The following is a 25,007-nucleotide window of genomic DNA, read 5'->3' as shown; positions in this document are numbered from 1 at the left end:
GCCTATTTTTCCTGTACCAGGGGTGTTTTTTTATCCATGATTTCGCGGCAATCCCCTTTCAAGGTGGCGTTGTCATAATTTGTCCAGCCATAACTATCGACATAACGGGTATGCGCTTTGAGCTGTTTGCTGAGTATGCTCCACTCCAGTTTTTCATCTGGGTAGCGGATATTGGCCATGTCCAGCAAGCTGTGAAAGACGTTTTCTGTTGATAGTTTGGCTTTCTGGTGCAGGCGCAACTGCACTATCTTGTCCGGGAACTGTTCTTGATAAGCGTCGGAATACCACATGAAAGCCGGGACATGGAATTCATATTGGGTATTGTGACCATGGAAAGCCAGGTTGCAAGTGCCGTCATACAAAGTCTGGCCGTGGTCAGATATATAGAATAGCGAAGTGATTTGCGAACTGGTTTTCAGTTTTTGTATGACTTCCGACAGCATCCAGTCCGTGTACAAAATGGAATTGTCGTAGCTATTGTTCAGCGCCTGCTTGTTTTTCAGATCGGTATACGCAGGATTAACGATGCCATACAAAGAGGGTTTCCATTGATCAAAAGATTGCGGGTGGCGGTGGCTGTAATTCCAGTGATTGCCCAGGGTATGCAAAACGATGAGTTTCTTCGGTGCCGCGTCGCGCATGGCATTGGCCATCGGTTCCAGCAAGACTTGGTCAAGATTCGAACTATTGGTAAAGCCACCGAGGTTCAAGAACTGGGTGACATCAGCTTCCTTGGCAAATACCGAAGTCGGCGTATCAAACTGACCAAAGCTCATTTGATTCGACAGCCAGTAAGTCTTGAAGCCTGCTTCCTTGAAGGCCGTCAAAAATGATTTTTCAGAAAAACCTGCTTTCAGGCTTTGCGCAGCCGGTTTGCGCGAGACGATGATGGGCACGGATAAGCGAGTGGCCGAGACGGCAGTCACCACATCACTGAAGCTGACCAGATTGCTTTCTTTCTTCAGCAGGGGATTGGTATCCCGCTCATAGCCATTCAGACTCCAGCGGTCAAAGCGTGACGATTCACCGATCACCATGATGATGGTTTGCGGTGTTGCCGGATTACCATCCAGATGTGCCTGGAAGCGGAAGGCCCGGCTTTTTTCTGATAATTTGGCCAGATAGTCGCGCTCTATCCAGAAATCATTGGCACGCAAGACCAGGCCAAATGGCCAGGTACGTATATAAATCTCTTCATCGTAGGGTATCCTGGCCCAGTGCGGCAAAGCTGGCAGATGCTTTTTCAGGCTGGTTTGCCAACTAGTCAGGGTATCGGCTGAAGCACTCGCACTGCTGCTGACCGAGCTGGCTGTCGAAGCACTGGCTTCTTCCTCGTCATCCTCGTCATCATCGTCATCTTCATCATCTCCTTCCTCCGTAGATGACGAGCTTGCACTATCACTGCTTGCGCTGGCAGAGGCCGGTGAAATGCCGATCTGCTCGCCATAATTCCAGCAACCCAGACCCAGCGCAAACACTAACAAGACCAGCCAGCGTGAGCGATGTGTCCAATGCCAGTGACTATGGGCCTTGGCAATGCGCAGCAAGCTCCACCACCAGGCTGACACGAGGATCACCAGTAATAAGAGTAGCCAGACCTTGTTGCCCAGGAATTCCATTGCTTCCTTGGGACTGGTTTCCACCATGATGCCCAGGTGATGTGTAGAGATGCCCTGGCCGAAATACAGGCGCAGGTAAACCTCAATAGGCACGGCAAAAAAAGCCGGCAGCAGCAGGTAATGAAACCAGCGTGGTCTTTGTAGCAAGGCCCAAAAGCCCAGCCAGGTCACCAGTTCCATCGCCAGCAAATGAAATGGTTTTTCCACGGGCTGCCCCTGCAGCAATGGAAAAAACGGCAAACTGGAAATCAGCAAGTAACTGCCTAAAAGATACAAAGAGGCTGGGCGGAGCAGGGCGGGCATTATGTTTGGGTACTTGCAACTTGGTTAGTGGCTAAGCTGCGCAAAGCCTGGCCCCTTATCATATATATAGTTATAGGAATGGCGCAGTTTTGCAGCAAGCTGGCGTTTAAGGGCGTAAATAGTAAATGATTTGCTTTACCTGAGTAGATCTAATTTGGGATTTAAGTATATTTTGCTTTTCAATGCACGCCTTAAGGCTTGGTGACCAAGGGTAAACCTTGATTTTTTGCCGAAATTCTCTACTCTGAAAGGCCGCCCACGCCCTCGCAAAATACGCTAAGCGCTTGAATTGTAGAAATAAAAAGCGTTGACACGCTTGATTAAAGCGACATAAAATTGCGAGTTCTCGATTTTGGGTTTGCATTTGCTATTCTTGCTTTGCCTGGTTTTATCAGGTAAGCAATGCTTAAAAAGCAGGCAAAGGCAGGCGCTTCAGTCGGGTTGGTCTGAGGATTCAGGCTGAAAAATGATTTTAAGTTCCCGGGCAACCGTTTCCGGGTTTGTGTTTAACGTTGTATTTTGTTGGATTAAAAACGATGCCAACCATCAATCAACTGATTCGCCAACCACGTGTTTCTGCACGTGTTAAAAGCAAATCGCCGGCGCTGGAAAACAGCCCGCAAAAACGTGGCGTTTGTACCCGCGTTTATACGACAACTCCAAAAAAGCCTAACTCGGCTTTGCGTAAAGTTGCCAAAGTTCGCCTGACTAATGGTTTCGAAGTTATTTCGTACATTGGCGGTGAAGGTCATAACTTGCAAGAACATAGCGTGGTATTGCTGCGCGGTGGTCGTGTAAAGGATTTGCCAGGTGTTCGTTACCATATGGTTCGCGGTGCTTTGGATACTCAAGGCGTTAAAGACCGTAAGCAAGCTCGCTCCAAATATGGTGCTAAGCGTGCTAAGGCAGTTAAGAAGTAATTATCTCGTAATTTAATCTCCGTAAACTATTACGGATCAGTGTCGGTTTGGAAATAAGCCGAGTAAGTGACCGGTTATGATGGCCTGTCGCGAGCGTGGAGCAAAATGTTGCTTTGTGCTCAACTGAAGATTGAAAGGAATTGAAATGCCACGTCGTCGTGAGGTCCCGAAACGGGACGTACTGCCGGATCCAAAATTCGGTAATGTAGAAGTAGCAAAATTTGTAAACGTATTGATGTTGTCCGGCAAGAAATCTGTTGCTGAAGGCATCATCTACGGCGCATTCGATCACATCCAGCAAAAATCTGGTAAAGATCCTTTGGAAGTGTTTGCGCTGGCAATCAGCAACGCCAAACCACTGGTTGAGGTTAAATCCCGCCGTGTTGGTGGCGCGAACTACCAGGTGCCTGTAGAAGTGCGCCCAGTTCGTCGTCTGGCTTTGTCTATGCGTTGGTTGCGTGAAGCCGCTAACAAGCGTAGCGAAAAATCCATGCCACAACGTTTGGGTGGTGAATTGCTCGAAGCCGCAGAAGGCCGCGGCGGCGCAATGAAGAAACGTGATGAAGTCCATCGTATGGCTGAAGCCAACAAGGCCTTCTCTCACTTCCGTTTCTAAGAGTAAGAGTAAGGAGCTGTTGTATGTCTTTAGTGCAACGGCTCTGGCAAGTATTTTGAATCAGGCCGGGCGCGATTTTTGTAAAAAAATGCGCTCGGTTTTGTCCATTAAAAGATTTAGGATTAGCTATGGCCCGTAAGACCCCCATTGAGCGCTACCGCAATATCGGTATTTCTGCTCACATTGATGCCGGTAAAACAACAACGACAGAACGCGTACTGTTTTACACAGGTGTAAACCACAAAATTGGTGAAGTGCATGATGGCGCGGCTACCATGGACTGGATGGAGCAAGAGCAGGAACGTGGTATTACCATTACTTCTGCAGCGACGACATGCTTCTGGAAGGGCATGGCGAACAACTTCCCAGAACATCACATCAACATCATCGATACACCAGGCCACGTTGACTTCACGATTGAAGTTGAGCGTTCCATGCGTGTTCTGGATGGCGCCTGCATGGTTTACTGTGCGGTAGGTGGTGTTCAGCCTCAGTCTGAAACTGTATGGCGTCAGGCTAACAAGTACAAAGTCCCACGTTTGGCATTCGTCAACAAAATGGACCGTACTGGCGCGAACTTCTTCAAAGTGTACGATCAAATGCGTGCACGTTTGAAAGCCAACCCAGTTCCTCTGCAAGTACCTATCGGCGCTGAAGACCTGTTCGAAGGTGTTATCGATCTGGTCAAGATGAAAGCGATCATTTGGGATGCAGCATCTCAAGGTATGAAATTTGAATACCGTGATATCCCTGAAAGTCTGTTGGCTGAAGCGCAAAAATGGCGTGAAAACATGGTTGAAGCAGCTGCTGAAGCCAGTGAAGAGCTGATGAATAAATACCTTGAAGAAGGTGATTTGACTGAAGAAGAAATCAAGGCTGCTTTGCGTCAACGTACTATCGCTTCCGAAATCGTTCCTATGATGTGCGGTACTGCATTTAAGAACAAGGGCGTACAGGCGATGCTGGATGCGGTTGTTGAATACCTGCCATCCCCATTGGACATCCCACCAGTTCCTGGTGTGAACGAAGATGACGAACCAGTTGTTCGTAAAGCTGAAGATACAGAGAAATTCTCTGCTCTGGCATTCAAAATCGCAACTGATCCATTCGTTGGTCAATTGTGCTTTATCCGTTGCTACTCCGGTACTTTGAATTCTGGCGACAGCGTTTACAACTCTGTTAAAGAGAAAAAAGAACGTATCGGCCGTCTGGTTCAAATGCACGCGAACCAACGTGAAGAAATCAAAGAAATGATGGCGGGCGATATCGCTGCTGTGGTTGGTCTGAAAGACACAACGACTGGTGATACTCTGTGTGACGAAAAAGCGATCGTTGTTCTGGAACGCATGATATTCCCAGAGCCAGTTATTTCTCAGGCTGTAGAACCAAAAACCAAAGCCGACCAGGAAAAAATGGGTCTGGCATTGAACCGTCTGGCCGCTGAAGATCCATCTTTCCGCGTACGTACTGACGAAGAATCTGGTCAAACAATTATCGCCGGTATGGGCGAGTTGCATCTGGATATTATCGTTGACCGTATGAAGCGTGAATTCAACGTTGAAGCGACAGTTGGTAAACCACAAGTTGCTTACCGCGAAACTATCCGCAAAACTTGCGAAGAAATCGAAGGTAAATTCGTTAAGCAATCCGGTGGTCGTGGTCAGTACGGTCACGTTGTTCTGAAGATCGAACCGCAAGAACCAGGTAAAGGCTTTGAATTCGTTGACGCGATCAAAGGCGGTACAGTTCCACGCGAATACATCCCTGCAGTTGAAAAAGGTGTTCGCGAAACACTGACTTCCGGTGTATTGGCTGGCTACCCAGTGGTTGACGTTAAAGTCACATTGTTCTTCGGTTCCTACCATGACGTTGACTCCAACGAAAACGCCTTCCGTATGGCGGGTTCGATGGCGTTCAAAGATGGCTGCCGTAAAGCAAGCCCAGTTATCCTGGAACCTATGATGGCTGTTGAAGTAGAAACACCTGAGGACTACGCTGGTACAGTCATGGGTGATCTGTCTTCACGTCGTGGTATGGTTCAAGGTATGGACGAAATCGCTGGCGGCGGTGGCAAGATCATCAAAGCTGAAGTGCCTTTGTCTGAGATGTTTGGTTATTCCACATCCCTGCGTTCTGCTACACAAGGTCGTGCAACGTATTCCATGGAATTCAAGCACTACTCTGAAGCACCTAAGAACGTGATTGACGCTATCGTCACATCCAAAGCTAAGTAATAAAGAATCAAAGGCCTGCCCCATGCCGGGGTAGGTTTTCTATTGTTGATAAATCGTTCTTTTTGAAGGAAGAATAAAATGGCAAAAGGTAAGTTCGAGCGCACCAAGCCGCACGTAAACGTTGGCACAATTGGTCACGTTGATCACGGCAAAACCACACTGACAGCAGCGATTGCAACAGTCTTGTCGAAAAAATTCGGCGGCGAAGCTAAAGCCTACGATCAGATCGATGCAGCACCAGAAGAAAAAGCGCGCGGTATTACTATTAATACAGCCCACGTTGAGTACGAAACAGCTGGTCGTCACTACGCCCACGTTGACTGCCCAGGCCATGCTGACTATGTTAAAAACATGATCACTGGTGCTGCTCAGATGGACGGCGCGATCCTGGTTTGCTCCGCAGCAGACGGTCCTATGCCACAAACTCGTGAACACATCCTGTTGGCCCGCCAAGTTGGCGTACCATACATCATCGTGTTCCTGAACAAGTGCGACATGGTTGACGATGCAGAATTGCTGGAACTGGTCGAAATGGAAGTTCGTGAATTGTTGTCCAAATACGAATTCCCAGGCGACGACCTGCCTATCATCCAGGGTTCCGCTAAACTGGCCCTCGAAGGCGACAAAGGTCCTCTGGGTGAAGAAGCCATCATGAAACTGGCTGATGCACTCGATTCCTACATCCCAACACCAGAACGTGCTGTTGACGGCGCCTTCCTGTTGCCAGTAGAAGACGTATTCTCCATCTCCGGTCGCGGTACAGTAGTAACTGGCCGTATCGAACGCGGTATCGTCAAAGTTGGCGAAGAGATCGAAATCGTTGGTATCAAAGACACAGTCAAAACAACATGTACTGGCGTTGAAATGTTCCGCAAACTGCTCGACCAGGGTCAAGCAGGCGACAACGTCGGCGTATTGCTGCGTGGTACAAAGCGTGAAGATATCCAACGTGGTCAAGTGTTGGCAAAACCAGGTTCGATCAAGCCACATGCGCATTTCACAGGCGAGATCTATGTTCTGTCCAAAGATGAAGGTGGCCGTCATACGCCATTCTTCAACAACTACCGTCCACAGTTCTACTTCCGTACAACGGACGTAACTGGTTCGATCGAGTTGCCGAAAGACAAAGAAATGGTTATGCCAGGTGATAACGTTTCTATCACAGTAAAACTGATCAACCCGATCGCGATGGAAGAAGGCTTGCGCTTCGCTATCCGTGAAGGTGGCCGTACAGTTGGTGCTGGCGTTGTTGCTAAAATCATCGAGTAATATCTGCCGTAATTTGTAGTATACTAGTTGGCTGTCGTATTGAATTTAATGCGACAGCCAATTTAGTTTTCGCTCTTTATTAAATATGCCGGCGGCTCTGCCGTACCTGGCTCGCTCTTTATAGGAATGAACATGTCCACACAAAATCAAAAAATCCGTATCCGTCTGAAGGCTTTCGATTACAAACTGATCGATCAGTCCGCTCTGGAAATCGTAGAAACAGCCAAGCGCACTGGCGCTGTTGTTAAAGGCCCGGTTCCTTTGCCTACACGTATCCAGCGTTTCGACGTATTGCGTTCCCCACACGTGAACAAAACTTCCCGTGATCAATTTGAAATCCGTACTCACCAGCGTTTGATGGACATCGTTGACCCAACTGACAAAACAGTTGACGCGTTGATGAAGCTCGACCTGCCAGCTGGCGTTGACGTAGAAATCAAACTGCAATAATTCTTATTGATTTGAGCATACTGATGCAAATTAGTATTCTCAGAAAAATACTGAAAATTCGACATACCACAATTTTTCGAAAATTCAAATAAATTAGTCTTGTAAATAAAAAATTTGCGGGCTATAATCGAAGGCTTAGATGTAGGTCAGCTCCGGCTGGCCTATTCGTTTAAGTTTTTTAAACATCAGCCTCACCCAATCGTAGGTGAGAATGGAGAAAACAATGAGCTTGGGCCTAGTTGGTCGCAAGGTTGGCATGATGCGCATCTTTACAGATGATGGGGATTCGATTCCTGTTACTGTTTTGGACGTGTCCAACAACCGCGTGACGCAAGTCAAAACTCCTGAAACAGACGGTTACTCCGCTGTTCAGGTAACTTTCGGTCAGCGCCGTGCATCCCGCGTAACAAAAGCGGCTGCCGGTCACCTCGCAAAAGCAGGTGTTGAAGCTGGTACTGTATTAAAAGAATTCCGTATTGATGCTGCTAAAGCTGCTGAATTGAAAGCAGGCGATGTTGTGCCTGTTGGTATGTTCGAAGCTGGTCAAAAAGTAGACGTGCAAGGCGTAACGATTGGTAAAGGCTATGCCGGTACCATCAAACGTCACCATTTCTCTTCTGGTCGTGCAACTCACGGTAACTCCCGTTCGCATAATGTACCTGGTTCTATCGGTATGGCGCAGGATCCAGGTCGTGTATTCCCTGGTAAGCGCATGACTGGTCATCTGGGTGATGCAACTCGCACTGTGCAAAATCTGGAAATCGCTCGCGTAGATGCAGAGCGTCAGTTGTTGCTGGTGAAGGGTGCCGTGCCGGGTGCAAAAAATGGTCAGGTGATTGTATCTCCTGCTGTTAAAGTTAAAGCCAAGAAGGGAGCCTAATCCATGGAACTGAAGCTCCTAAACGAACAAGGTCAAGCAGCGTCGAACGTAGCCGCTCCTGATACTATCTTTGGTCGTGATTACAATGAAGCCTTGATCCATCAAGTCGTCGTTGCATTCCAAGCCAATGCTCGTAGCGGTAATCGCAAACAAAAAGATCGTGAAGAAGTCCATCACACAACCAAGAAGCCTTGGCGTCAAAAAGGTACTGGTCGTGCACGTGCTGGTATGTCTTCTTCTCCATTGTGGCGTGGCGGTGGTCGTATATTCCCGAACTCGCCTGATGAGAATTTCTCTCACAAAGTTAACAAAAAGATGTATCGCGCAGGTATCTGCTCGATCCTGTCTCAGTTGGCTCGTGAAGGTCGTTTGAATGTGGTTGACGATGTTACTGTTGACGCACCTAAGACTAAACTGTTGTCCGACAAACTGAAAGCAATGGGTTGCCTGGATTCCGTCCTGATTATTACTGACGAATTCAATGAAAACCTGATGTTGGCAGCGCGTAACCTGGCAAACGTATTGGTTGTTGAACCACGTTATGCTGATCCAGTTTCTTTGGTGTTCTACAAGAAAGTGTTGATCACTAAGCCAGCACTGGCAAAGATTGAGGAGATGCTGGCATGAGCGCACAAGTCAAAATTAGCGAAGAACGCCTGATGAAGGTGTTGCTGGCTCCTGTTATTTCTGAAAAAGCAACTATGGTTGCTGAAAAGAATGAGCAAGTGGTTTTCCTGGTTATGCCAGATGCAACCAAGCCAGAAATCAAAGCTGCCGTCGAATTGCTGTTCAAAGTACAAGTTGAATCCGTACAAGTAGCGAATCGTCAAGGTAAACAAAAACGTACCGGTAAATTTAATGGCCGCCGCAATCATACAAGACGCGCTTTTGTATGCTTGAAGCCAGGTCAGGAAATTAACTTCACTGAGGGGGCATAAGCATGGCACTCGTTAAGATGAAGCCAACCTCACCAGGTCGTCGTGGTATGGTGAAGGTAGTGACAGAAGGCCTGTACAAAGGTCGTCCGTTCGCTGCTTTGTTGGAAAAGAAATCAAAAACTGCTGGCCGTAATAACAACGGTCACATCACTACCCGTCATATCGGTGGTGGTCACAAGCAGCATTATCGTCTGGTTGACTTCAAACGCACCAAAGATGGTATCCCTGCAAAAGTAGAACGTATTGAATACGATCCTAACCGTACAGCACACATTGCTTTGTTGTGCTACGCGGATGGTGAACGTGCATACATCATTGCCCCTAAAGGTATGGCTGCTGGTGATCAGGTCATGAACGGCTCTCAAGCGCCGATCAAATCTGGTAACTGCTTGCCTATCCGTAATATCCCGGTCGGTACAACTATGCATTGCGTAGAAATGCTGCCAGGTAAAGGTGCTCAGATTGCACGTACAGCTGGTGCTGGCGTTGTCCTGATGGCACGTGAAGGTACTTACGCTCAGGTTCGTCTGCGCTCCGGTGAAGTTCGTCGTATTCATATCGAATGCCGCGCGACTATCGGTGAAGTAGGCAACGGTGAGCATAACCTGCGCAAAATCGGTAAAGCTGGTGCAATGCGTTGGCGTGGTGTTCGTCCTACCGTTCGCGGTGTGGTCATGAACCCGGTCGATCACCCGCACGGTGGTGGTGAAGGTAAAACTGCAGCCGGCCGTCACCCAGTATCACCATGGGGTCAGCAAACCAAGGGTAAGAAGACTCGTCGCAACAAGCGCACTACTTCGATGATCGTCTCACGCCGTGGCAAGAAATAAGGGATAAAACATGACACGTTCATTGAAAAAAGGGCCGTTTTGCGACGCCCACCTGGTGAAGAAAGTCGAAACCGCGCAAGCGACTAAAGACAAGAAGCCAATCAAGACTTGGTCCCGTCGTTCGACAATTATGCCGGACTTCATCGGTTTGACCATTGCGGTTCATAACGGTAAGCAACACGTACCAGTTTATGTTTCCGAAAACATGGTTGGTCACAAGCTCGGCGAATTCGCGCTGACCCGTACGTTCAAGGGTCACGCAGCCGATAAAAAGGCTAAGAGATAAGGACCGATGATGGAAACTAAAGCAAATTTGCGCGGTGTGCGTCTGTCTGAGCAAAAAGGTCGCCTGGTGGCTGACCTGATTCGCGGTAAAAAAGTAGATCAGGCATTGAATATCCTGGCATTCAGCCCTAAAAAAGGTGCTGCGATCATCAAGAAAGTGTTGGAGTCTGCAATTGCAAACGCCGAGCACAATGATGGCGCGGACATCGATGAGCTGAAAGTAAAGACTATCTATGTCGAAAAAGGTGCGATTCTGAAGCGCTTCACAGCACGCGCTAAGGGTCGTGGTGATCGTATCTCTAAACAATCCTGTCACATTTATGTGACCGTTGGTAACTAAGGAGTCACGATGGGACAGAAGATACATCCAACCGGTTTTCGTTTGGCAGTAACGCGTAACTGGTCTTCTCGTTGGTATGCTGGCAATGGTAACTTTGCCACTATGCTCATCGAAGATCTGAAGGTACGTGAATACCTGAAGAAGAAACTGAAAAACGCGTCTGTAGGCCGCATCGTTATTGAGCGTCCTGCTAAAAACGCACGCATCACGATATACAGCTCCCGTCCAGGCGTTGTGATCGGTAAAAAAGGCGAAGATATTGAAGTATTGAAAGCCGACTTGTCGAAATTGATGGGCGTGCCAGTGCATGTCAACATCGAAGAAATTCGCAAGCCAGAAATCGATGCTCAACTGATCGCTGATTCTATCGCTCAGCAACTGGAAAAACGCATCATGTTCCGCCGCGCGATGAAACGTGCGATGCAAAATGCAATGCGTTTGGGCGCTCAAGGTATCAAGATCATGTCTGGTGGTCGTTTGAACGGTATTGAGATCGCACGTAAAGAATGGTATCGCGAAGGCCGTGTGCCTCTGCATACTCTGCGTGCTGACATCGATTACGGCTTTGGCGAAGCATCCACAACTTACGGCATCATTGGCGTAAAAGTATGGGTCTACAAAGGCGATCGTTTGGCAAATGGCGATGCGCCTGTTATCGAATCGACACCGGAAGACGACAAAAAACGTCGCGGTCCACGTCGTGATGATGGCAAGCCAAATAGCCGTCCACGCGCCAAGCGTCCAGAAGGACAAACACCGACGACCGGCGCAGCAGCCCCGGCAGCTAAGCGCGTACGCGCAAAAGCTGACGCTGCAGCACCGGCTGAGAAAGCAGGAGAATAATCATGCTGCAACCAGCACGCAGAAAATATCGCAAGGAACAGAAAGGCCGTAACAAGGGTATCTCGCATACTCGTGGTACAGCAGTTTCCTTCGGTGAGTTTGGCTTGAAGGCAGTTGGTCGTGGTCGTATCACAGCGCGTCAGATTGAAGCAGCGCGTCGTGCAATGACTCGTCACATTAAACGCGGTGGCCGTATCTGGATCCGCATTTTCCCGGACAAGCCAATTTCCCAGAAACCAGCGGAAGTCCGTATGGGTAATGGTAAAGGTAATCCTGAGTACTACGTTGCCGAGATTCAACCAGGCAAAATGTTGTACGAAATGGATGGTGTCGATGAGACGCTGGCACGCGAAGCGTTCCGCTTGGCTGCAGCTAAATTGCCGCTGTTGACAACGTTCGTCGTCCGTCAAGTCGGCCAATAATAGGAGTTGTAAATGAAAGTATCTGAACTCCAAGGTAAGGATCAGGCGGCTTTGACTAAAGAACTGAATGAATTGTTGAAGGCACAATTCAGCCTGCGTATGCAAATCGCTACGCAACAGCTGACTAACACTTCTCAATTGAAGAAAGTTCGTCGTGACATCGCACGTGTGAAAACCGTCATGAACCAGAAGGATGCCAAATAATGAACGATCAAGTTAAAGTCGCACTGAAGCGCACATTGATTGGCAAGGTTGTTTCCGACAAGATGGACAAAACCGTAACAGTGGTTGTTGAACGTCACGTTAAGCATCCTTTGTATGGCAAGATCATCGTCCGTAGTGCTAAGTACCACGCACACGATGAAGCGAACCAGGCAAAGGCCGGCGACACCGTTGAAATTCAAGAAGGTCGTCCTATCTCCAAGACTAAAGCTTGGACAGTGACACGTGTGGTTCAAGTCGCACAAGTAGTATAAATTTATTGCACAAAAAGTTTTTTAGTGTAATAATGATGGGCTGTCATTTGCAAAGTATGCGAGTGGCAGCCTAAATGTCTTTCATAACGCCCTCTTGTTGTGAAAGTGGTTAAAAAATCGTCCACCTAATCAGTTGGCTCGTGCATTGTGGGTTATGTAGGGGTTAGCTGGCGGGACCAAGACTGACTACAAATTTGCATTGTGCAAGTTGTGTGGATTAAGTTGGGAAAGAGAACATTATGATTCAAACAGAAAGCCGGCTGGAAGTGGCTGACAATACTGGTGCGCGCGAAGTTTTGTGCATTAAAGTGTTGGGCGGTTCCAAGCGCCGTTATGCGGGTATTGGTGACGTAATTAAAGTCACTGTTAAGTCTGCTGCTCCGCGCGGTCGTGTAAAAAAAGGTGAAATTTACAACGCCGTTGTCGTGAGGACAGCTAAGGGTGTTCGTCGTCAAGATGGCTCGTTGGTCAAATTTGATGGCAATGCTGCAGTATTGTTGAATGCAAAACTTGAGCCTATCGGTACTCGTATTTTCGGCCCAGTAACACGCGAATTGCGTACTGAGCGCTTTATGAAAATCGTGTCTTTGGCTCCAGAAGTGCTGTAAGGGGTCGTGATGAACAAAATTCGTAAAAACGACGAAGTCATCGTCTTGACGGGTAAAGACAAAGGTAAACGCGGTCAGGTGCAAGTTTGCATCGATAGCGATTACGTTGTTGTTGCAGGTATTAACGTTGCTAAAAAAGCTGTTAAACCTAACCCAATGACTGGCGCAGTAGGTGGCATCGTGGATAAAGTGATGCCGATTCATGTGTCGAATGTTGCATTGTTTAATGCAGCGTCTGGCAAAGCAGACCGTGTAGGCTTCAAGGTAGTGGATGGCAAGAAAGTCCGTATCTACAAGTCGACTGGCGAAGTTGTGAAGGCATAACATCATGGCCCGTCTACAAGCAATATATAAAGATAAAATCGTTGGTGAACTGACTGAAAAGTACGCGTACAAATCAGTTATGGAAGTTCCACGTATCTTGAAAATCACCCTGAACATGGGTTTGTCTGAAGCAATTGCAGACAAAAAGATTATCGAGCATGCGGTTGGTGACCTCACCAAGATTGCTGGTCAAAAACCAGTAGTTACCAAAGCTCGCAAAGCGATCGCTGGTTTTAAAATCCGTGAAGGCTACCCAATTGGTTGTATGGTAACTTTGCGTGGCGCTCAGATGTATGAATTCCTGGACCGTTTCATTACCGTGGCTTTGCCGCGTGTACGTGACTTCCGTGGCGTTTCTGGTCGTGCGTTTGATGGTCGTGGTAACTACAATATCGGTGTCAAGGAACAGATCATTTTCCCTGAAATCGAATACGACAAGATCGACGCGTTGCGTGGTATGAATATCAGTATCACGACAACAGCAAAGACCGACGACGAAGCGAAAGCGCTCCTCGCCGCATTTAAATTTCCGTTCAGAAACTGAGGTCGCCATGGCAAAACTGGCACTGATTAATCGTGAGCAAAAGCGTGCAGACCTGGTGAAGAAATTCGCTGGCAAACGCGCTGAATTGAAGGCCATCATTGATGACCAATCAAAGACTGAAGAAGAGCATTATCTTGCTCGTCTGAAGTTGCAGGCCTTGCCACGTAACTCCAATCCGACTCGTCAGCGTAACCGCTGCGCTTTGACAGGTCGCCCACGTGGCACATTCCGTAAATTCGGTTTGGGCCGTATTAAACTCCGTGAAGTCGCCATGCGTGGTGAAATCCCGGGTATGACTAAAGCCAGCTGGTAATAGGAGAATAAGCAATGAGTATGAGCGATCCTATCGCCGATATGCTGACCCGCATTCGTAACGCACAAGTTGTTCAAAAAACTGTCGTCGCGATGCCGTCTTCCAAAGTAAAGATCGCAATTGCGAACGTACTTAAAGACGAAGGTTACATTGAAGATTTCGCAGTTTCTGAAACTGCAGGTAAGTCCGAATTGAAAATCGGCTTGAAATATTACGCAGGACGTCCTGTGATTGAACGCTTGGAACGTGTATCACGTCCAGGTCTCCGTATTTACAAAGGTAAAGACGAGATCCCAAGTGTCATGAACGGTTTGGGAGTGGCGATCGTTTCCACACCAAAAGGCGTTATGACTGACCGCAAAGCGCGCGCAACCGGTGTCGGTGGCGAAGTGATTTGCTACGTCGCCTAAGGAGTGAAAGATGTCTCGAGTAGGTAAGATGCCAATCGCTTTGCCGGCAGGTGCTGAAGTCACCATTTCGACAGAGCAGATTACAATTAAAGGCCCACAGGGCGTGTTGTCTCAAGCCTTGAATGGCTTGGTGACAGTTGCGAACGACAATGGCACTTTGAGTTTTTCCCCAGCTAATGATGGTCGTGAAGCCAATGCGATGAGCGGCACCCTGCGTGCCCTGGTCAACAACATGGTTAACGGCGTCACTAAAGGTTTCGAAAAGAAACTGAATCTGGTCGGTGTTGGTTACAAAGCGCAAGCTCAAGGCGACAAATTGAATTTGTCTCTTGGTTTCTCGCACCCAGTTGTTCACGCAATGCCAGCAGGCGTTACATGCGCAACACCAACTCCAACTGAAATCCTGATCAAAGGGATTGATAAGCAAAAAGTTGGTCAGGTTGCTGCTGAAGTTCGTGCATACCGCAGTCCAGAGCCTTATAAAGGCAAAGGCGTTCGCTATGCGGACGAAGTGGTTGTGATTAAAGAAACCAAGAAGAAGTAATAGGGGTTGACGATGGACAAGAAACAATCACGTCTGCGCCGCGCACGTCAAACCCGTGCCAAGATCGCAGAACTCAAAGTGAACCGCCTGGCCGTGCATCGCACAAACCTGCACATCTATGCAAACATCATTGGCCCAGACGCCAAAGTGTTGGCATCTGCTTCTACAGTAGAAGCAGAAGTACGTGCAGAGTTGGCTGGCAAGTCTGGTGCAGGCGGCAACGCTGCTGCAGCGAGCTTGATCGGCAAACGTGTTGCAGAGAAGGCAATCAAAGCAGGGGTTACCGAAGTTGCGTTTGACCGCTCCGGTTTCCGTTACCACGGTCGCGTCAAGGCGCTTGCAGAAGCAGCCCGTGAAGCTGGCTTGAAGTTCTAAGGAAAATTTGTCATGGCAAAAATGCAAGCAAAAACAGCAGCCGACAAGCCGGATGATGGCATGCGCGAAAAAATGATCGCGATCAACCGCGTGACCAAAGTGGTCAAGGGTGGTCGTATCATGGGTTTCGCGGCGCTGACAGTCGTTGGTGACGGCGATGGCCGTATCGGTATGGGCAAAGGGAAATCGAAAGAAGTTCCAGTTGCTGTACAAAAAGCGATGGAAGAAGCACGTCGTAAGATGATCAAAGTGACTTTGAAGAACGGTACTCTGCAACACACCGTTACTGGCAAGCACGGCGCGTCTTCCGTCATGATTTCTCCAGCAAAAGAAGGTACTGGCGTTATCGCTGGTGGTCCAATGCGCGCAATTTTTGAAGTAATGGGTATTGTAAACGTCGTGGCGAAATCCAACGGCTCCACAAATCCATACAACATGGTTCGTGCAACTTTGAACGGTTTGGCCAAGATGAGTACTCCATCTGAAATCGCTGCAAAGCGTGGCAAAACTGTTGAAGAAATTCTCAGTTAAGGAGCACCTCATGTCTAAGACAGTAAAAGTGCAATTGGTTAAAGGTTTGATCGGCACACGCCAGGATCACCGTGCAACTGTACGTGGCCTGGGTCTGCGTCGTGTTAATTCAGTTTCCGAACTGGAAGACACACCATCCGTACGTGGCATGATCAATAAAGTCTCGTATCTTGTGAAGGTTGTATCGTAAGCCGTCTGGTTTACGATCGGAGCAAATTATGGAATTGAATACAATCCAGCCAGCTGATGGCGCAAAACACTACAAACGTCGTGTTGGTCGCGGTATCGGTTCAGGCTTAGGTAAGACAGCGGGTCGCGGCCATAAAGGTCAAAAATCCCGTTCAGGCGGCTTTCATAAAGTCGGTTTTGAGGGCGGTCAGATGCCTTTGCAACGTCGTTTGCCAAAACGTGGTTTCAAATCACTGGCAACTCCGTACAAAGCAGAAGTTCGCCTGACAGATCTGGAAAACCTGCCAGTGACAGAAATCGACGTTTTGGCTTTGAAACAAGCCGGCGTAGTTTCTGAGCTCGCACGTGTAGTCCGTGTGATCTTGTCTGGTGCCATCACCAAGAAAGTTTCTTTGAACGGCTTGATCGTCACTAAAGGCGCTAAAGCTGCAATCGAAGCTGCTGGCGGCACTATCGCTTAATTTAAGCAGACAACCGGAGCATTAATTGGCAACATCTCCACAACAAAAAAGTGCGGCAAGCGGGTTCCCATGGGGTCGACTCTGGTTCTTGCTGGCGGCACTGGTTGTCTACAGGATTGGTGCACATGTTCCTGTACCAGGTATAGACGCCAAAGTACTGGAAGAAATGTTTAAACAAAACCAGGGTGGTTTACTGGGTATGTTTAATATGTTTTCCGGTGGTGCGATGCAAAGATTCACTGTATTCGCGCTCGGTATCATGCCGTATATTTCTGCGTCGATCATCATGCAATTGATGTCGATTGTCTCTCCGCAATTGGAAGCACTCAAAAAAGAGGGCGAATCCGGTCGTAGAAAGATTACGCAATTTACACGTTATGGCACTGTGGTTCTGGCCTTGATCGAAAGCTATTTTATTGCATTCGGTCTTGAGGGACAGGCTAATCTGGTACTTGATCCTGGCATGGCATTCCGTTTGACGACAGTGCTGTCGCTGGTGACCGGCACCATGTTCCTGATGTGGTTAGGTGAGCAAATCACTGAGCGCGGTCTGGGAAATGGTATTTCGATCATCATTTTTGCCGGTATTGCAGCAGGCTTGCCTGGTGGTTTGAGTAATTTGTTTGAACTGGTCCGTACTGGTCAAATGGGTAACTTTGCCGCACTGGTTATTTGTGTTGTAGTTCCTGCAGTAACGTTTGCGGTGGTGTTTGTCGAGCGTGGTCAACGCAAGATCCTGGTGAATTATGCGAAGCGTCAGGTTGGTAACAAAATTATGGGCGGTCAAAGCAGTCATTTGCCGCTGAAGTTGAATATGGCTGGTGTAATTCCTCCTATTTTTGCTTCTTCCATCATCTTGTTTCCAGCGACGATTACTAGCTGGTTTACTAAGGGTGCAGAGTCTTCAACAAGTGGTTTTATCACTTTCCTGAAGGATCTGGCAGCGTCGATGGCGCCTGGTGAACCTATACACGCTTTGTTGTATGCAATAGCGATCATTTTCTTCTGCTTCTTTTATACCGCTTTGGTATTCAATAGCAAAGAAACCGCTGATAACTTGAAGAAGAGCGGTGCTTTTGTTCCCGGGATACGTCCTGGTGACCAGACCGCACGCTATATCGACAAGATCTTGATGCGTTTGACGCTGGCAGGTGCGATTTATATTACGCTGGTTTGTCTGTTGCCAGAATTTTTGATTGCGAAGTGGAAAGTACCATTTTATTTCGGCGGAACGTCTCTGCTGATTATCGTGGTGGTAACCATGGACTTTATGGCGCAGGTACAGAACTATGTTATGTCCCAGCAATATGAATCGCTTCTTCGTAAAGCAAATTTCAAGGGCGGGATTCCTACTCGGTAATCGCCCAGGGGACAGCAGATCGAATGGCAAAAGACGACGTTATACAGATGCAGGGCGAGATTCTTGAGAATCTTCCGAATGCAACATTTCGAGTTAAGTTGGAAAACGGGCATGTTGTACTTGGCCATATTTCCGGGAAGATGCGAATGAACTATATTCGCATTCTTCCAGGTGATAAGGTGACAGTGGAATTGACGCCTTATGATTTGAGCCGGGCGCGAATAGTGTTCCGTACCAAGTAAATTTAAAATGAACTAGAAGGAAAGAGGGCAAAAATGAAAGTTCTCGCATCAGTTAAGCGGATCTGCCGCAACTGCAAAATCATCAAGCGCAAGGGTGTTGTTCGTGTTATATGCACAGAACCACGCCATAAGCAGCGCCAAGGTTAATTAACGTTATTGAACGAGGAATAACGAATGGCACGTATCGCAGGGGTTAATATCCCAAATCATCAGCATACCGTAATCGGCTTAACAGCTATCTATGGTATTGGCCGTCCACGCGCACAGAAAATCTGTGACGCAACAGGTGTTTTGACCAATAAAAAGGTTAAAGATCTGGATGACAACGAACTCGAGAAGCTTCGCGACGAAATCGGTAAATTTATCGTCGAAGGCGACTTGCGTCGTGAACTCTCCATGAACATCAAACGTTTGATGGACTTGGGTTGCTACCGTGGTCTCCGTCATCGTAAAGGCTTGCCTTGCCGTGGCCAACGTACACGCACAAATGCGCGTACTCGTAAGGGTCCACGTAAAGCAGCGCAATCTTTGAAGAAATAATCCAGGCTAGCCCGGATCCAAGGAAAACATTATGGCAAAAGCTCAAAATAACGCTGCAGCAGCACGTGCGCGTAAGAAAGTTAAAAAGAACGTTGCGGAAGGTATCGCTCACGTTCACGCTTCTTTCAACAACACCATCATCACGATCACTGATCGTCAAGGCAATGCGTTGTCTTGGGCAACTGCCGGTGGTGCTGGCTTCAAAGGCTCACGTAAGTCTACTCCGTTTGCAGCGCAGGTTGCAGCAGAGGCAGCTGGTAAAGTTGCGGTTGAATGCGGTATCAAAAATCTGGAAGTTCGTATCAAAGGCCCAGGCCCAGGTCGCGAATCTTCAGTACGCGCTTTGAACAATCTGGGTATCAAGATCTCCCTGATTCAAGACGTTACTCCAGTTCCACATAACGGCTGCCGCCCTCCAAAGCGTCGTCGTATCTAAGTTGCTTATTATTTAAGCGCCTTAGGCAAGCAGAATTATTCTCTGCTGGCATTCTTGCGGAATCTCCGTTAGAATGCAGACCCGCCATTTCGTTGGCGGGTTTTGTGTTGTGGAAATTTTAGGGTAGTAAAAAAATAATCAAAGGCATGACCTTTGTTGTTAAGACCACCGTCTGATTGCAGGCAGATCAGACTAGCGTAGTGAAGAACACTACGTCATTTACAAGGAAAACATCGTGGCACGTTATATCGGACCAAAAGCAAAACTTTCCCGTCGCGAAGGCACGGACCTGTTCTTGAAGAGCGCACGTCGCTCCCTGGACTCTAAATGCAAACTGGACGCAAAACCAGGTCAACATGGTCGCACTTCTGGTGCTCGTACCTCTGACTACGGTAACCAATTGCGCGAAAAGCAAAAAGTTAAACGTATGTACGGCGTTTTGGAACGTCAGTTCCGCCGCTACTTCGCTGAAGCTGACCGTCAAAAAGGCAACACAGGCGAAACACTGTTGAAATTGCTGGAATCCCGTCTGGACAACGTTGCTTACCGTATGGGCTTCGGCTCCACACGCGCTGAAGCACGTCAGCTGGTGAGCCATAAAGCATTCACAGTCAACGGTATCGTTGTCAACATCGCTTCTTACCAAGTTAAATCTGGTGACGTGATCGCTGTTCGTGAAAAAGCGAAAAAACAAGTTCGTATCGCTGAAGCTCTGTCCCTGGCAGAACAATCCGGCATGCCTTCATGGGTAGCTGTTGATGCGAAAAAACTGGAAGGTACTTTCAAGTCCATGCCAGATCGTAGCGATATCGCTCACGATGTCAACGAATCCCTGATCGTTGAATTGTATTCTCGTTAATATTCAAGTTTCACCGCCTGCCTGTTTTACTACAGGCAGGCTTTTTTCTTTAATGCCGTCAGCCTTATCGGTGTAACGAGCCGAGGGTATTGAAAAGGACATTCATGCAAAACAATCTGTTAAAACCACGTATTATCGATGTGGAAATGTTGGGTGCCGGTCACGCTAAAGTCGTGATGGAACCGTTTGAACGTGGCTATGGCCACACACTGGGCAACGCACTGCGTCGCGTATTGTTGTCCACTATGGTTGGTTATGCACCGACTGAAGTTGTGATCGCCGGTGTTGTTCATGAATACTCATCCCTCGATGGCGTGCAAGAAGACGTCGTTGACATCCTGTTGAACTTGAAAGGCGTCGTCTTCAAGTTGCACAACCGTGATGAAGTCACCCTGACATTGAAAAAAGATGGCGAAGGCGCTGTATTGGCTTCCGACATCGATCTGCCGCATGACGTAGAACTGATTAACCCAGATCACGTTATCGCCAATCTGACAGCCGGCGGTAAGCTGGACATGCAGATCAAGGTAGAAAAAGGCCGTGGCTATGTGCCAGGTAACGTTCGTCGTCTGTCTGAAGATGCGAACAAAACCATCGGTCGTATGATACTGGATGCGTCTTTCTCACCAGTACGCCGTGTTTCCTACGCTGTGGAATCTGCCCGCGTTGAACAACGTACTGACTTGGATAAACTGGTTATCAATATTGAAACCAATGGCGTTATCTCTCCTGAAGAAGCAATTCGTCAATCTGCCCGCGTGCTGGTTGATCAATTGAATGTCTTCGCTGCCCTGGAAGGTACTGAAGCCGCTGCTGAAGCTCCATCCCGCGCACCTGCAGTTGATCCTGTCCTGTTGCGCCCAGTCGATGATCTGGAACTGACAGTACGTTCAGCCAACTGCCTGAAAGCGGAAAACATTTACTACATTGGTGATCTGATCCAACGTAGCGAAAATGAACTGTTGAAGACACCAAATCTGGGTCGCAAGTCCTTAAACGAAATCAAGGAAGTTCTGGCTTCCCGTGGTTTGTCTTTGGGCATGAAGCTGGAAAACTGGCCACCAGCTGGCCTGGAAAAATAATTTTGTCCCAACGGGTGGGCTGAGACAGCCTGCCCGTTTTTTAACCGTAGTAAAAATAATTACCGGCCCGCGATAAGTTTGCTTATCGATAGAAGAGCTGGCATTTAAATCTGAAAGGAAATACCATGCGTCATCGTCACGGCTTACGTAAGCTGAATCGTACTTCTTCCCACCGTCTGGCAATGCTGCGCAACATGACAGTATCCCTGTTGCGTCACGAAGCCATCAAAACAACTTTGCCAAAAGCCAAAGAACTGCGCCGCGTTATCGAGCCGATTCTGACTTTGGGTAAAACAGACACACTGGCTAACAAGCGTCTGGCTTTCTCCCGTTTGCGCGATCGCGAAATGGTAGTCAAGCTGTTTGCTGAACTGGGCCCACGTTACGCAAATCGTAACGGCGGCTACCTGCGCATCCTGAAAATGGGTTTCCGCGTCGGCGACAATGCTCCTATGGCATACGTTGAACTGCTGGACCGCCCAGAAGGCGCAGATGCAGCTGATGCACCAGTTGCTGAGTAATTAGGCCTGGGCTTCATGCTCAATACTGCTTAAGACTTAAAAAAGCCGTTCAGTGTAAACTGAACGGCTTTTTGCTTATGGACGCGCATAATGCATTTGTCCATACGCATATTAAACACAGGCTTGCACGGATGCATTTGCAGGCATTTATTTTATGTAGGCTGTAATCGCTTTGCTTTGCGCCCGACCAAATATCATGCAAGTTTTATCAGGCTCAATGGCGTTGCCAGCCTAGGGAGTAGCGATGAATAATGACACTGTGATCCTGGTATTAAGCAATCTGCCAGACCGCGAAACCGCCAAAAAACTGGCCAGCCACATCGTTGCCGAAAAATTGGCTGCCTGCGTGAACATTTCTGCTGATATATTGTCCATCTACAACTGGGATGGTGAGCAACAGGCTGATACCGAAGTGCAATTGATGATCAAGACCCGGCAAGCTTGTTATGCCAGGCTGGAAGCACTGATACTCGCCCAGCATCCTTATGATCTACCCGAAATAATAGCCATCCCCCTGGTGGCCAGATTACCGGCTTATCTGGACTGGGTGAGAAAAGAAACCGAAACGCCATGAATACCTCAACGCCGCTGTTTTCTGCATCCATGCCAGCCGGACCAAAGATCCTTCGCCTATCGCAGCTATGGCGCTGGTGCGCCGTGGTAATTGCCATGCTGTTTGCATCGCTAGTGGCTCCCTTTGCTAGCGCAGAAGACTTCCTCGATCCTGAAGAGGCATTCAAGGTATCTGCCAGGATGGTAGAGCCTGGCATGGCCGAGGTGACTTTTGCCATAGCAGACGGTTACTACCTGTATCGCGAGCGTTTCAAGTTCAGCTCTGACGATGCCAAACTGGGCGAAATTGATATCCCCAAGGGCAAGGTCAAGTTTGATGAAACCTTCCAGAAAGAGGTGGAGACGTACCGTAAATCGCTGGTGGTGCGCATCCCTGTGCAGGCCGCAGCAGATTTCACGCTGAATATTGGCCGTCAGGGCTGCGCCGATGGTGGCTTGTGTTATCCACCTCTGGAAACACAGCTTAAATTGCAGATAGCCGGGGCGAGTACAGCAGGTGCGGAGCCAGCAGCCAATGTGAGCGCCAACTCTGCTGCCAATGTTGGTACAGAAAGTAATATCAAAGCCACAGAAGCCAGTCATGATGAAGAAACCAGCAGTATCAGTGTCGCTTTGAAAAGTGGCAGGCTGGTCCTGATTCTGCCTTTGTTCCTGTTGTTGGGCCTGGGTCTGTCTTTTACACCTTGCGTCTTGCCCATGGTGCCTATTCTGTCCTTCATCATCGTAGGCGAGGGTACGGGCATCAAACGTAGCCGCGGCTTTCTTCTGTCCCTGTGCTATGCGCTGGGTATGGCGCTGGTGTACACGGCACTTGGTATTGCCGCTGGTCTGGTGGGTGAAGGTTTGTCGGCTACCTTGCAAAACCCCTGGGTACTGGGCACATTTGCCTTATTGATGGTGATACTCTCACTGTCCATGTTCAATGTCTATCAATTGCAGGTGCCTGCCGCCTTGCAAACCAAGCTGACACAGGCATCTGAAGGTCAACGCAATGGCAAGTTGGTGGGCGTGTTTTTGATGGGAGCAATATCAGCCCTCATCGTTGGCCCCTGCGTGGCGGCACCTCTGGCAGGTGCATTGGTCTATATCAGTCAGACGCGTGATGTTGTCGTCGGTGGTTCAGCTTTGTTCGCCATGGCAATGGGCATGAGTGTGCCCTTGTTGCTGGTGGGGATATCGGCGGGTAGCTTGTTGCCCCGTGCCGGTATGTGGATGGAAAGCATCAAACGATTCTTTGGCGTCTTGATGCTGGCCATGGCTTTGTGGATGGTCAGTCCCGTGATCCCTGTCTGGTCACAAATGCTGGGTTGGGCCATCTTGTTGATTGCCTATGCCAGCTATCAATTGTTTTTTCAGCGTATAGGCATGTTTGCCAAGTTTGTATCGGTGATCTTTTTCTTGCTTGGCGCAGTGCAGCTGGTAGGCGTTGCCACTGGCGGCCGCGATGTATTTTCTCCTGTTGCCCACTTATACGGTGGCAGTAGCGAACATGTGAAATTCACTCGCGTCCGCCGCATCGCCGAACTCGATGCGGCTCTGGCGCAATCCAAGGGCAAGACCGCCATGCTGGATTTTTATGCCGACTGGTGTGTCTCTTGCAAAGAGATGGAAAAACTGACCTTCCCTGAAGCCAAGGTCAAAGCCAGGCTGGACAATATGCTCTTGCTGCAAGTGGATGTTACCGCCAACAATGCCGACGACAAAGCCTTGTTGAAACGCTTTGGGCTGTTTGGTCCTCCAGGCATTATTTTCTTTGATGCCCAGGGTAAGGAAATCCCTGGTCAGCGTGTCATCGGTTATCAGAATGCAGATAAATTCCTGTTGTCACTGACGCGTACCGAGCTTAAGTGAAGCTTGTTTATTGTATATGTAAAGAAAGTATAAGCTTGCATTAAAACTATCCTTGAGTAAGCCCGGCAGAGAGGCTATATTCGAAGTCTTGTTTCTTTTTGGAGAAAAATATGACTTTACGTTTAGGCGACATCGCCCCTGATTTTGAGCAGGATTCTTCTATCGGGCCTTTGAAATTTCACGAATGGGCGGCTAATTCCTGGGTAGTCTTGTTTTCCCATCCGGCGGACTTTACACCTGTCTGCACGACAGAGCTGGGCCTGACTGCAAAACTCAAGCCAGAGTTCGACAAGCGCAATGTAAAAGCCATCGCTCTGTCAGTTGATGGTGCAGAATCCCATCTGCAATGGATCAAGGATATTGAAGATACGCAGAATACGGTAGTCGGTTTCCCCATCGTTGCCGATGCTGATAAAAAAGTTGCTGCACTGTATGACATGATCCACCCTAACCAGTCTGAGACTGTCACGGTGCGCTCATTGTTCGTCATTGACCCGAATAAAAAAGTCCGTCTCATCATCACTTATCCGCTGACTACAGGTCGCAATTTTGACGAAGTCTTGCGCGTCATTGATGCCCTGCAATTGACAGATGGTTATACCGTCGCCACACCAGGCAACTGGCGTGATGGTGATGATGTCATCATCCCGCTGTCTATCAAGGATGAAGATGTGATCAAGCAAAAATATCCTAAAGGCTATACTGCTGCACGCCCTTATCTGCGCGTGACACCGCAGCCAAACAAGTAATTGATGAAATAAGCCATGCCTTACGCATAAACAAAAGCCACGAGTGACTCGTGGCTTTTGTTTTTGAGAC

37 protein-coding genes are annotated in these 25,007 nt (G+C 48.4%); 36 read left to right on the top strand and 1 reads right to left on the bottom strand.

Features of this window, described 5'->3' with window-relative positions:
* Positions 1–2: 2 nt before the first annotated feature.
* Complete coding sequence (locus ACO0LF_RS22565) at positions 3–1,826, bottom strand: phosphoethanolamine transferase (RefSeq protein ID WP_423018076.1); 1,824 nt, start codon at positions 1,824–1,826, stop codon at positions 3–5.
* Between the two features lie 632 nt (positions 1,827–2,458).
* On the opposite strand from ACO0LF_RS22565, the gene rpsL reads away from it, so the two are divergent.
* From rpsL to ACO0LF_RS22385, 36 genes are all read left to right on the top strand, one after another.
* A complete protein-coding gene (gene rpsL / locus ACO0LF_RS22560) occupies positions 2,459–2,842 on the top strand; it encodes a 30S ribosomal protein S12 (protein ID WP_110258019.1) in 384 nt (127 codons plus the stop codon).
* A 145-nt stretch (positions 2,843–2,987) separates the two neighbouring features.
* On the top strand, positions 2,988–3,458 hold the full coding sequence (gene rpsG / locus ACO0LF_RS22555; protein WP_186957171.1) for a 30S ribosomal protein S7: 471 nt from the start codon (positions 2,988–2,990) through the stop codon (positions 3,456–3,458).
* A gap of 128 nt (positions 3,459–3,586) precedes the next feature.
* On the top strand, positions 3,587–5,692 hold the full coding sequence (gene fusA, locus ACO0LF_RS22550; protein WP_423018074.1) for an elongation factor G: 2,106 nt from the start codon (positions 3,587–3,589) through the stop codon (positions 5,690–5,692).
* Positions 5,693–5,770: 78 nt separating this feature from the next.
* A complete protein-coding gene (gene tuf, locus ACO0LF_RS22545; RefSeq protein WP_423018072.1) occupies positions 5,771–6,961 on the top strand; it encodes an elongation factor Tu in 1,191 nt (396 codons plus the stop codon).
* Between the two features lie 132 nt (positions 6,962–7,093).
* Positions 7,094–7,411, top strand: a complete 318-nt coding sequence (gene rpsJ / locus ACO0LF_RS22540; protein WP_110255911.1) for a 30S ribosomal protein S10 — start codon at positions 7,094–7,096, stop codon at positions 7,409–7,411.
* Positions 7,412–7,634: 223 nt separating this feature from the next.
* On the top strand, positions 7,635–8,291 hold the full coding sequence (gene rplC / locus ACO0LF_RS22535) for a 50S ribosomal protein L3 (protein ID WP_110255912.1): 657 nt from the start codon (positions 7,635–7,637) through the stop codon (positions 8,289–8,291).
* Between the two features lie 3 nt (positions 8,292–8,294).
* On the top strand, positions 8,295–8,918 hold the full coding sequence (gene rplD, locus ACO0LF_RS22530) for a 50S ribosomal protein L4 (protein WP_186953126.1): 624 nt from the start codon (positions 8,295–8,297) through the stop codon (positions 8,916–8,918).
* On the top strand, positions 8,915–9,229 hold the full coding sequence (rplW, locus tag ACO0LF_RS22525) for a 50S ribosomal protein L23 (protein ID WP_110255914.1): 315 nt from the start codon (positions 8,915–8,917) through the stop codon (positions 9,227–9,229). Before rplD ends, rplW begins: the two co-directional genes overlap by 4 nt.
* 2 nt (positions 9,230–9,231) lie before the next feature.
* Positions 9,232–10,059 (top strand): 50S ribosomal protein L2, encoded by an 828-nt coding sequence (rplB, locus tag ACO0LF_RS22520; RefSeq protein WP_110255915.1) that lies wholly within the window; start codon positions 9,232–9,234, stop codon positions 10,057–10,059.
* 10 nt (positions 10,060–10,069) lie between these two features.
* Positions 10,070–10,345, top strand: a complete 276-nt coding sequence (gene rpsS / locus ACO0LF_RS22515; RefSeq protein WP_110255916.1) for a 30S ribosomal protein S19 — start codon at positions 10,070–10,072, stop codon at positions 10,343–10,345.
* A gap of 6 nt (positions 10,346–10,351) precedes the next feature.
* The gene (gene rplV / locus ACO0LF_RS22510) at positions 10,352–10,684 is read left to right on the top strand and encodes a 50S ribosomal protein L22 (protein ID WP_174244915.1); all 333 of its coding nucleotides are present in this window, start codon (positions 10,352–10,354) and stop codon (positions 10,682–10,684) included.
* Between the two features lie 9 nt (positions 10,685–10,693).
* Complete coding sequence (gene rpsC, locus ACO0LF_RS22505; RefSeq protein WP_110255917.1) at positions 10,694–11,527, top strand: 30S ribosomal protein S3; 834 nt, start codon at positions 10,694–10,696, stop codon at positions 11,525–11,527.
* 2 nt (positions 11,528–11,529) lie between these two features.
* Entirely contained in the window at positions 11,530–11,949 is a 420-nt protein-coding gene (gene rplP, locus ACO0LF_RS22500) for a 50S ribosomal protein L16 (RefSeq protein ID WP_110255918.1), read from the top strand.
* A gap of 12 nt (positions 11,950–11,961) precedes the next feature.
* Positions 11,962–12,153 carry a 50S ribosomal protein L29 gene (gene rpmC, locus ACO0LF_RS22495; protein ID WP_110255919.1) on the top strand — a complete coding sequence of 64 codons (192 nt, stop codon included), beginning with the start codon at positions 11,962–11,964 and terminating at the stop codon, positions 12,151–12,153.
* Entirely contained in the window at positions 12,153–12,425 is a 273-nt protein-coding gene (gene rpsQ / locus ACO0LF_RS22490) for a 30S ribosomal protein S17 (protein WP_110255920.1), read from the top strand. Before rpmC ends, rpsQ begins: the two co-directional genes overlap by 1 nt.
* A 239-nt stretch (positions 12,426–12,664) precedes the next feature.
* Positions 12,665–13,033 (top strand): 50S ribosomal protein L14, encoded by a 369-nt coding sequence (gene rplN, locus ACO0LF_RS22485; RefSeq protein ID WP_006464924.1) that lies wholly within the window; start codon positions 12,665–12,667, stop codon positions 13,031–13,033.
* Between the two features lie 9 nt (positions 13,034–13,042).
* Positions 13,043–13,357 carry a 50S ribosomal protein L24 gene (gene rplX, locus ACO0LF_RS22480; protein WP_110255921.1) on the top strand — a complete coding sequence of 105 codons (315 nt, stop codon included), beginning with the start codon at positions 13,043–13,045 and terminating at the stop codon, positions 13,355–13,357.
* Positions 13,358–13,361: 4 nt separating this feature from the next.
* Positions 13,362–13,901 (top strand): 50S ribosomal protein L5, encoded by a 540-nt coding sequence (gene rplE / locus ACO0LF_RS22475; RefSeq protein ID WP_110255922.1) that lies wholly within the window; start codon positions 13,362–13,364, stop codon positions 13,899–13,901.
* Positions 13,902–13,908: 7 nt separating this feature from the next.
* Complete coding sequence (rpsN, locus tag ACO0LF_RS22470; RefSeq protein WP_423009071.1) at positions 13,909–14,214, top strand: 30S ribosomal protein S14; 306 nt, start codon at positions 13,909–13,911, stop codon at positions 14,212–14,214.
* Between the two features lie 14 nt (positions 14,215–14,228).
* Positions 14,229–14,624: a 30S ribosomal protein S8 gene (gene rpsH, locus ACO0LF_RS22465; protein ID WP_162039557.1), complete on the top strand. Its 396-nt coding sequence runs from the start codon at positions 14,229–14,231 to the stop codon at positions 14,622–14,624.
* Between the two features lie 10 nt (positions 14,625–14,634).
* Entirely contained in the window at positions 14,635–15,168 is a 534-nt protein-coding gene (gene rplF / locus ACO0LF_RS22460) for a 50S ribosomal protein L6 (RefSeq protein ID WP_110255925.1), read from the top strand.
* Positions 15,169–15,180: 12 nt separating this feature from the next.
* The gene (gene rplR, locus ACO0LF_RS22455; RefSeq protein WP_110255926.1) at positions 15,181–15,543 is read left to right on the top strand and encodes a 50S ribosomal protein L18; all 363 of its coding nucleotides are present in this window, start codon (positions 15,181–15,183) and stop codon (positions 15,541–15,543) included.
* Between the two features lie 12 nt (positions 15,544–15,555).
* Positions 15,556–16,074 carry a 30S ribosomal protein S5 gene (rpsE, locus tag ACO0LF_RS22450; RefSeq protein WP_423009068.1) on the top strand — a complete coding sequence of 173 codons (519 nt, stop codon included), beginning with the start codon at positions 15,556–15,558 and terminating at the stop codon, positions 16,072–16,074.
* Between the two features lie 10 nt (positions 16,075–16,084).
* On the top strand, positions 16,085–16,264 hold the full coding sequence (rpmD, locus tag ACO0LF_RS22445; protein ID WP_110255928.1) for a 50S ribosomal protein L30: 180 nt from the start codon (positions 16,085–16,087) through the stop codon (positions 16,262–16,264).
* Between the two features lie 28 nt (positions 16,265–16,292).
* Positions 16,293–16,724 carry a 50S ribosomal protein L15 gene (gene rplO, locus ACO0LF_RS22440; protein ID WP_110255929.1) on the top strand — a complete coding sequence of 144 codons (432 nt, stop codon included), beginning with the start codon at positions 16,293–16,295 and terminating at the stop codon, positions 16,722–16,724.
* Between the two features lie 25 nt (positions 16,725–16,749).
* On the top strand, positions 16,750–18,084 hold the full coding sequence (gene secY, locus ACO0LF_RS22435) for a preprotein translocase subunit SecY (RefSeq protein WP_423009066.1): 1,335 nt from the start codon (positions 16,750–16,752) through the stop codon (positions 18,082–18,084).
* Between the two features lie 23 nt (positions 18,085–18,107).
* Positions 18,108–18,326 carry a translation initiation factor IF-1 gene (gene infA, locus ACO0LF_RS22430; RefSeq protein WP_005663428.1) on the top strand — a complete coding sequence of 73 codons (219 nt, stop codon included), beginning with the start codon at positions 18,108–18,110 and terminating at the stop codon, positions 18,324–18,326.
* A gap of 33 nt (positions 18,327–18,359) precedes the next feature.
* Positions 18,360–18,473, top strand: a complete 114-nt coding sequence (gene rpmJ, locus ACO0LF_RS22425; RefSeq protein ID WP_014004415.1) for a 50S ribosomal protein L36 — start codon at positions 18,360–18,362, stop codon at positions 18,471–18,473.
* Between the two features lie 27 nt (positions 18,474–18,500).
* Positions 18,501–18,866 carry a 30S ribosomal protein S13 gene (gene rpsM / locus ACO0LF_RS22420; protein WP_186950499.1) on the top strand — a complete coding sequence of 122 codons (366 nt, stop codon included), beginning with the start codon at positions 18,501–18,503 and terminating at the stop codon, positions 18,864–18,866.
* A 31-nt stretch (positions 18,867–18,897) separates the two neighbouring features.
* Positions 18,898–19,302 carry a 30S ribosomal protein S11 gene (rpsK, locus tag ACO0LF_RS22415; RefSeq protein WP_110255932.1) on the top strand — a complete coding sequence of 135 codons (405 nt, stop codon included), beginning with the start codon at positions 18,898–18,900 and terminating at the stop codon, positions 19,300–19,302.
* Positions 19,303–19,537: 235 nt separating this feature from the next.
* The gene (gene rpsD, locus ACO0LF_RS22410) at positions 19,538–20,161 is read left to right on the top strand and encodes a 30S ribosomal protein S4 (RefSeq protein ID WP_422989145.1); all 624 of its coding nucleotides are present in this window, start codon (positions 19,538–19,540) and stop codon (positions 20,159–20,161) included.
* Between the two features lie 104 nt (positions 20,162–20,265).
* Complete coding sequence (locus tag ACO0LF_RS22405; protein ID WP_110255934.1) at positions 20,266–21,243, top strand: DNA-directed RNA polymerase subunit alpha; 978 nt, start codon at positions 20,266–20,268, stop codon at positions 21,241–21,243.
* Positions 21,244–21,368: 125 nt separating this feature from the next.
* Positions 21,369–21,764: a 50S ribosomal protein L17 gene (rplQ, locus tag ACO0LF_RS22400; RefSeq protein ID WP_423018069.1), complete on the top strand. Its 396-nt coding sequence runs from the start codon at positions 21,369–21,371 to the stop codon at positions 21,762–21,764.
* Between the two features lie 244 nt (positions 21,765–22,008).
* Positions 22,009–22,338: a divalent-cation tolerance protein CutA gene (gene cutA, locus ACO0LF_RS22395; RefSeq protein ID WP_423018067.1), complete on the top strand. Its 330-nt coding sequence runs from the start codon at positions 22,009–22,011 to the stop codon at positions 22,336–22,338.
* Complete coding sequence (gene dsbD / locus ACO0LF_RS22390) at positions 22,335–24,188, top strand: protein-disulfide reductase DsbD (RefSeq protein ID WP_423018065.1); 1,854 nt, start codon at positions 22,335–22,337, stop codon at positions 24,186–24,188. Before cutA ends, dsbD begins: the two co-directional genes overlap by 4 nt.
* Before the next feature lie 110 nt (positions 24,189–24,298).
* Positions 24,299–24,937: a peroxiredoxin gene (locus ACO0LF_RS22385; RefSeq protein ID WP_423018063.1), complete on the top strand. Its 639-nt coding sequence runs from the start codon at positions 24,299–24,301 to the stop codon at positions 24,935–24,937.
* Positions 24,938–25,007 lie beyond the last annotated feature (70 nt).

This window comes from Undibacterium sp. Di27W, assembly GCF_049340345.1.
Lineage (GTDB): Bacteria > Pseudomonadota > Gammaproteobacteria > Burkholderiales > Burkholderiaceae_D > Undibacterium.
The sequence above is the reverse complement of the archived record's forward strand: the minus strand, read 5'-3'. Positions and strand labels throughout refer to the sequence as shown.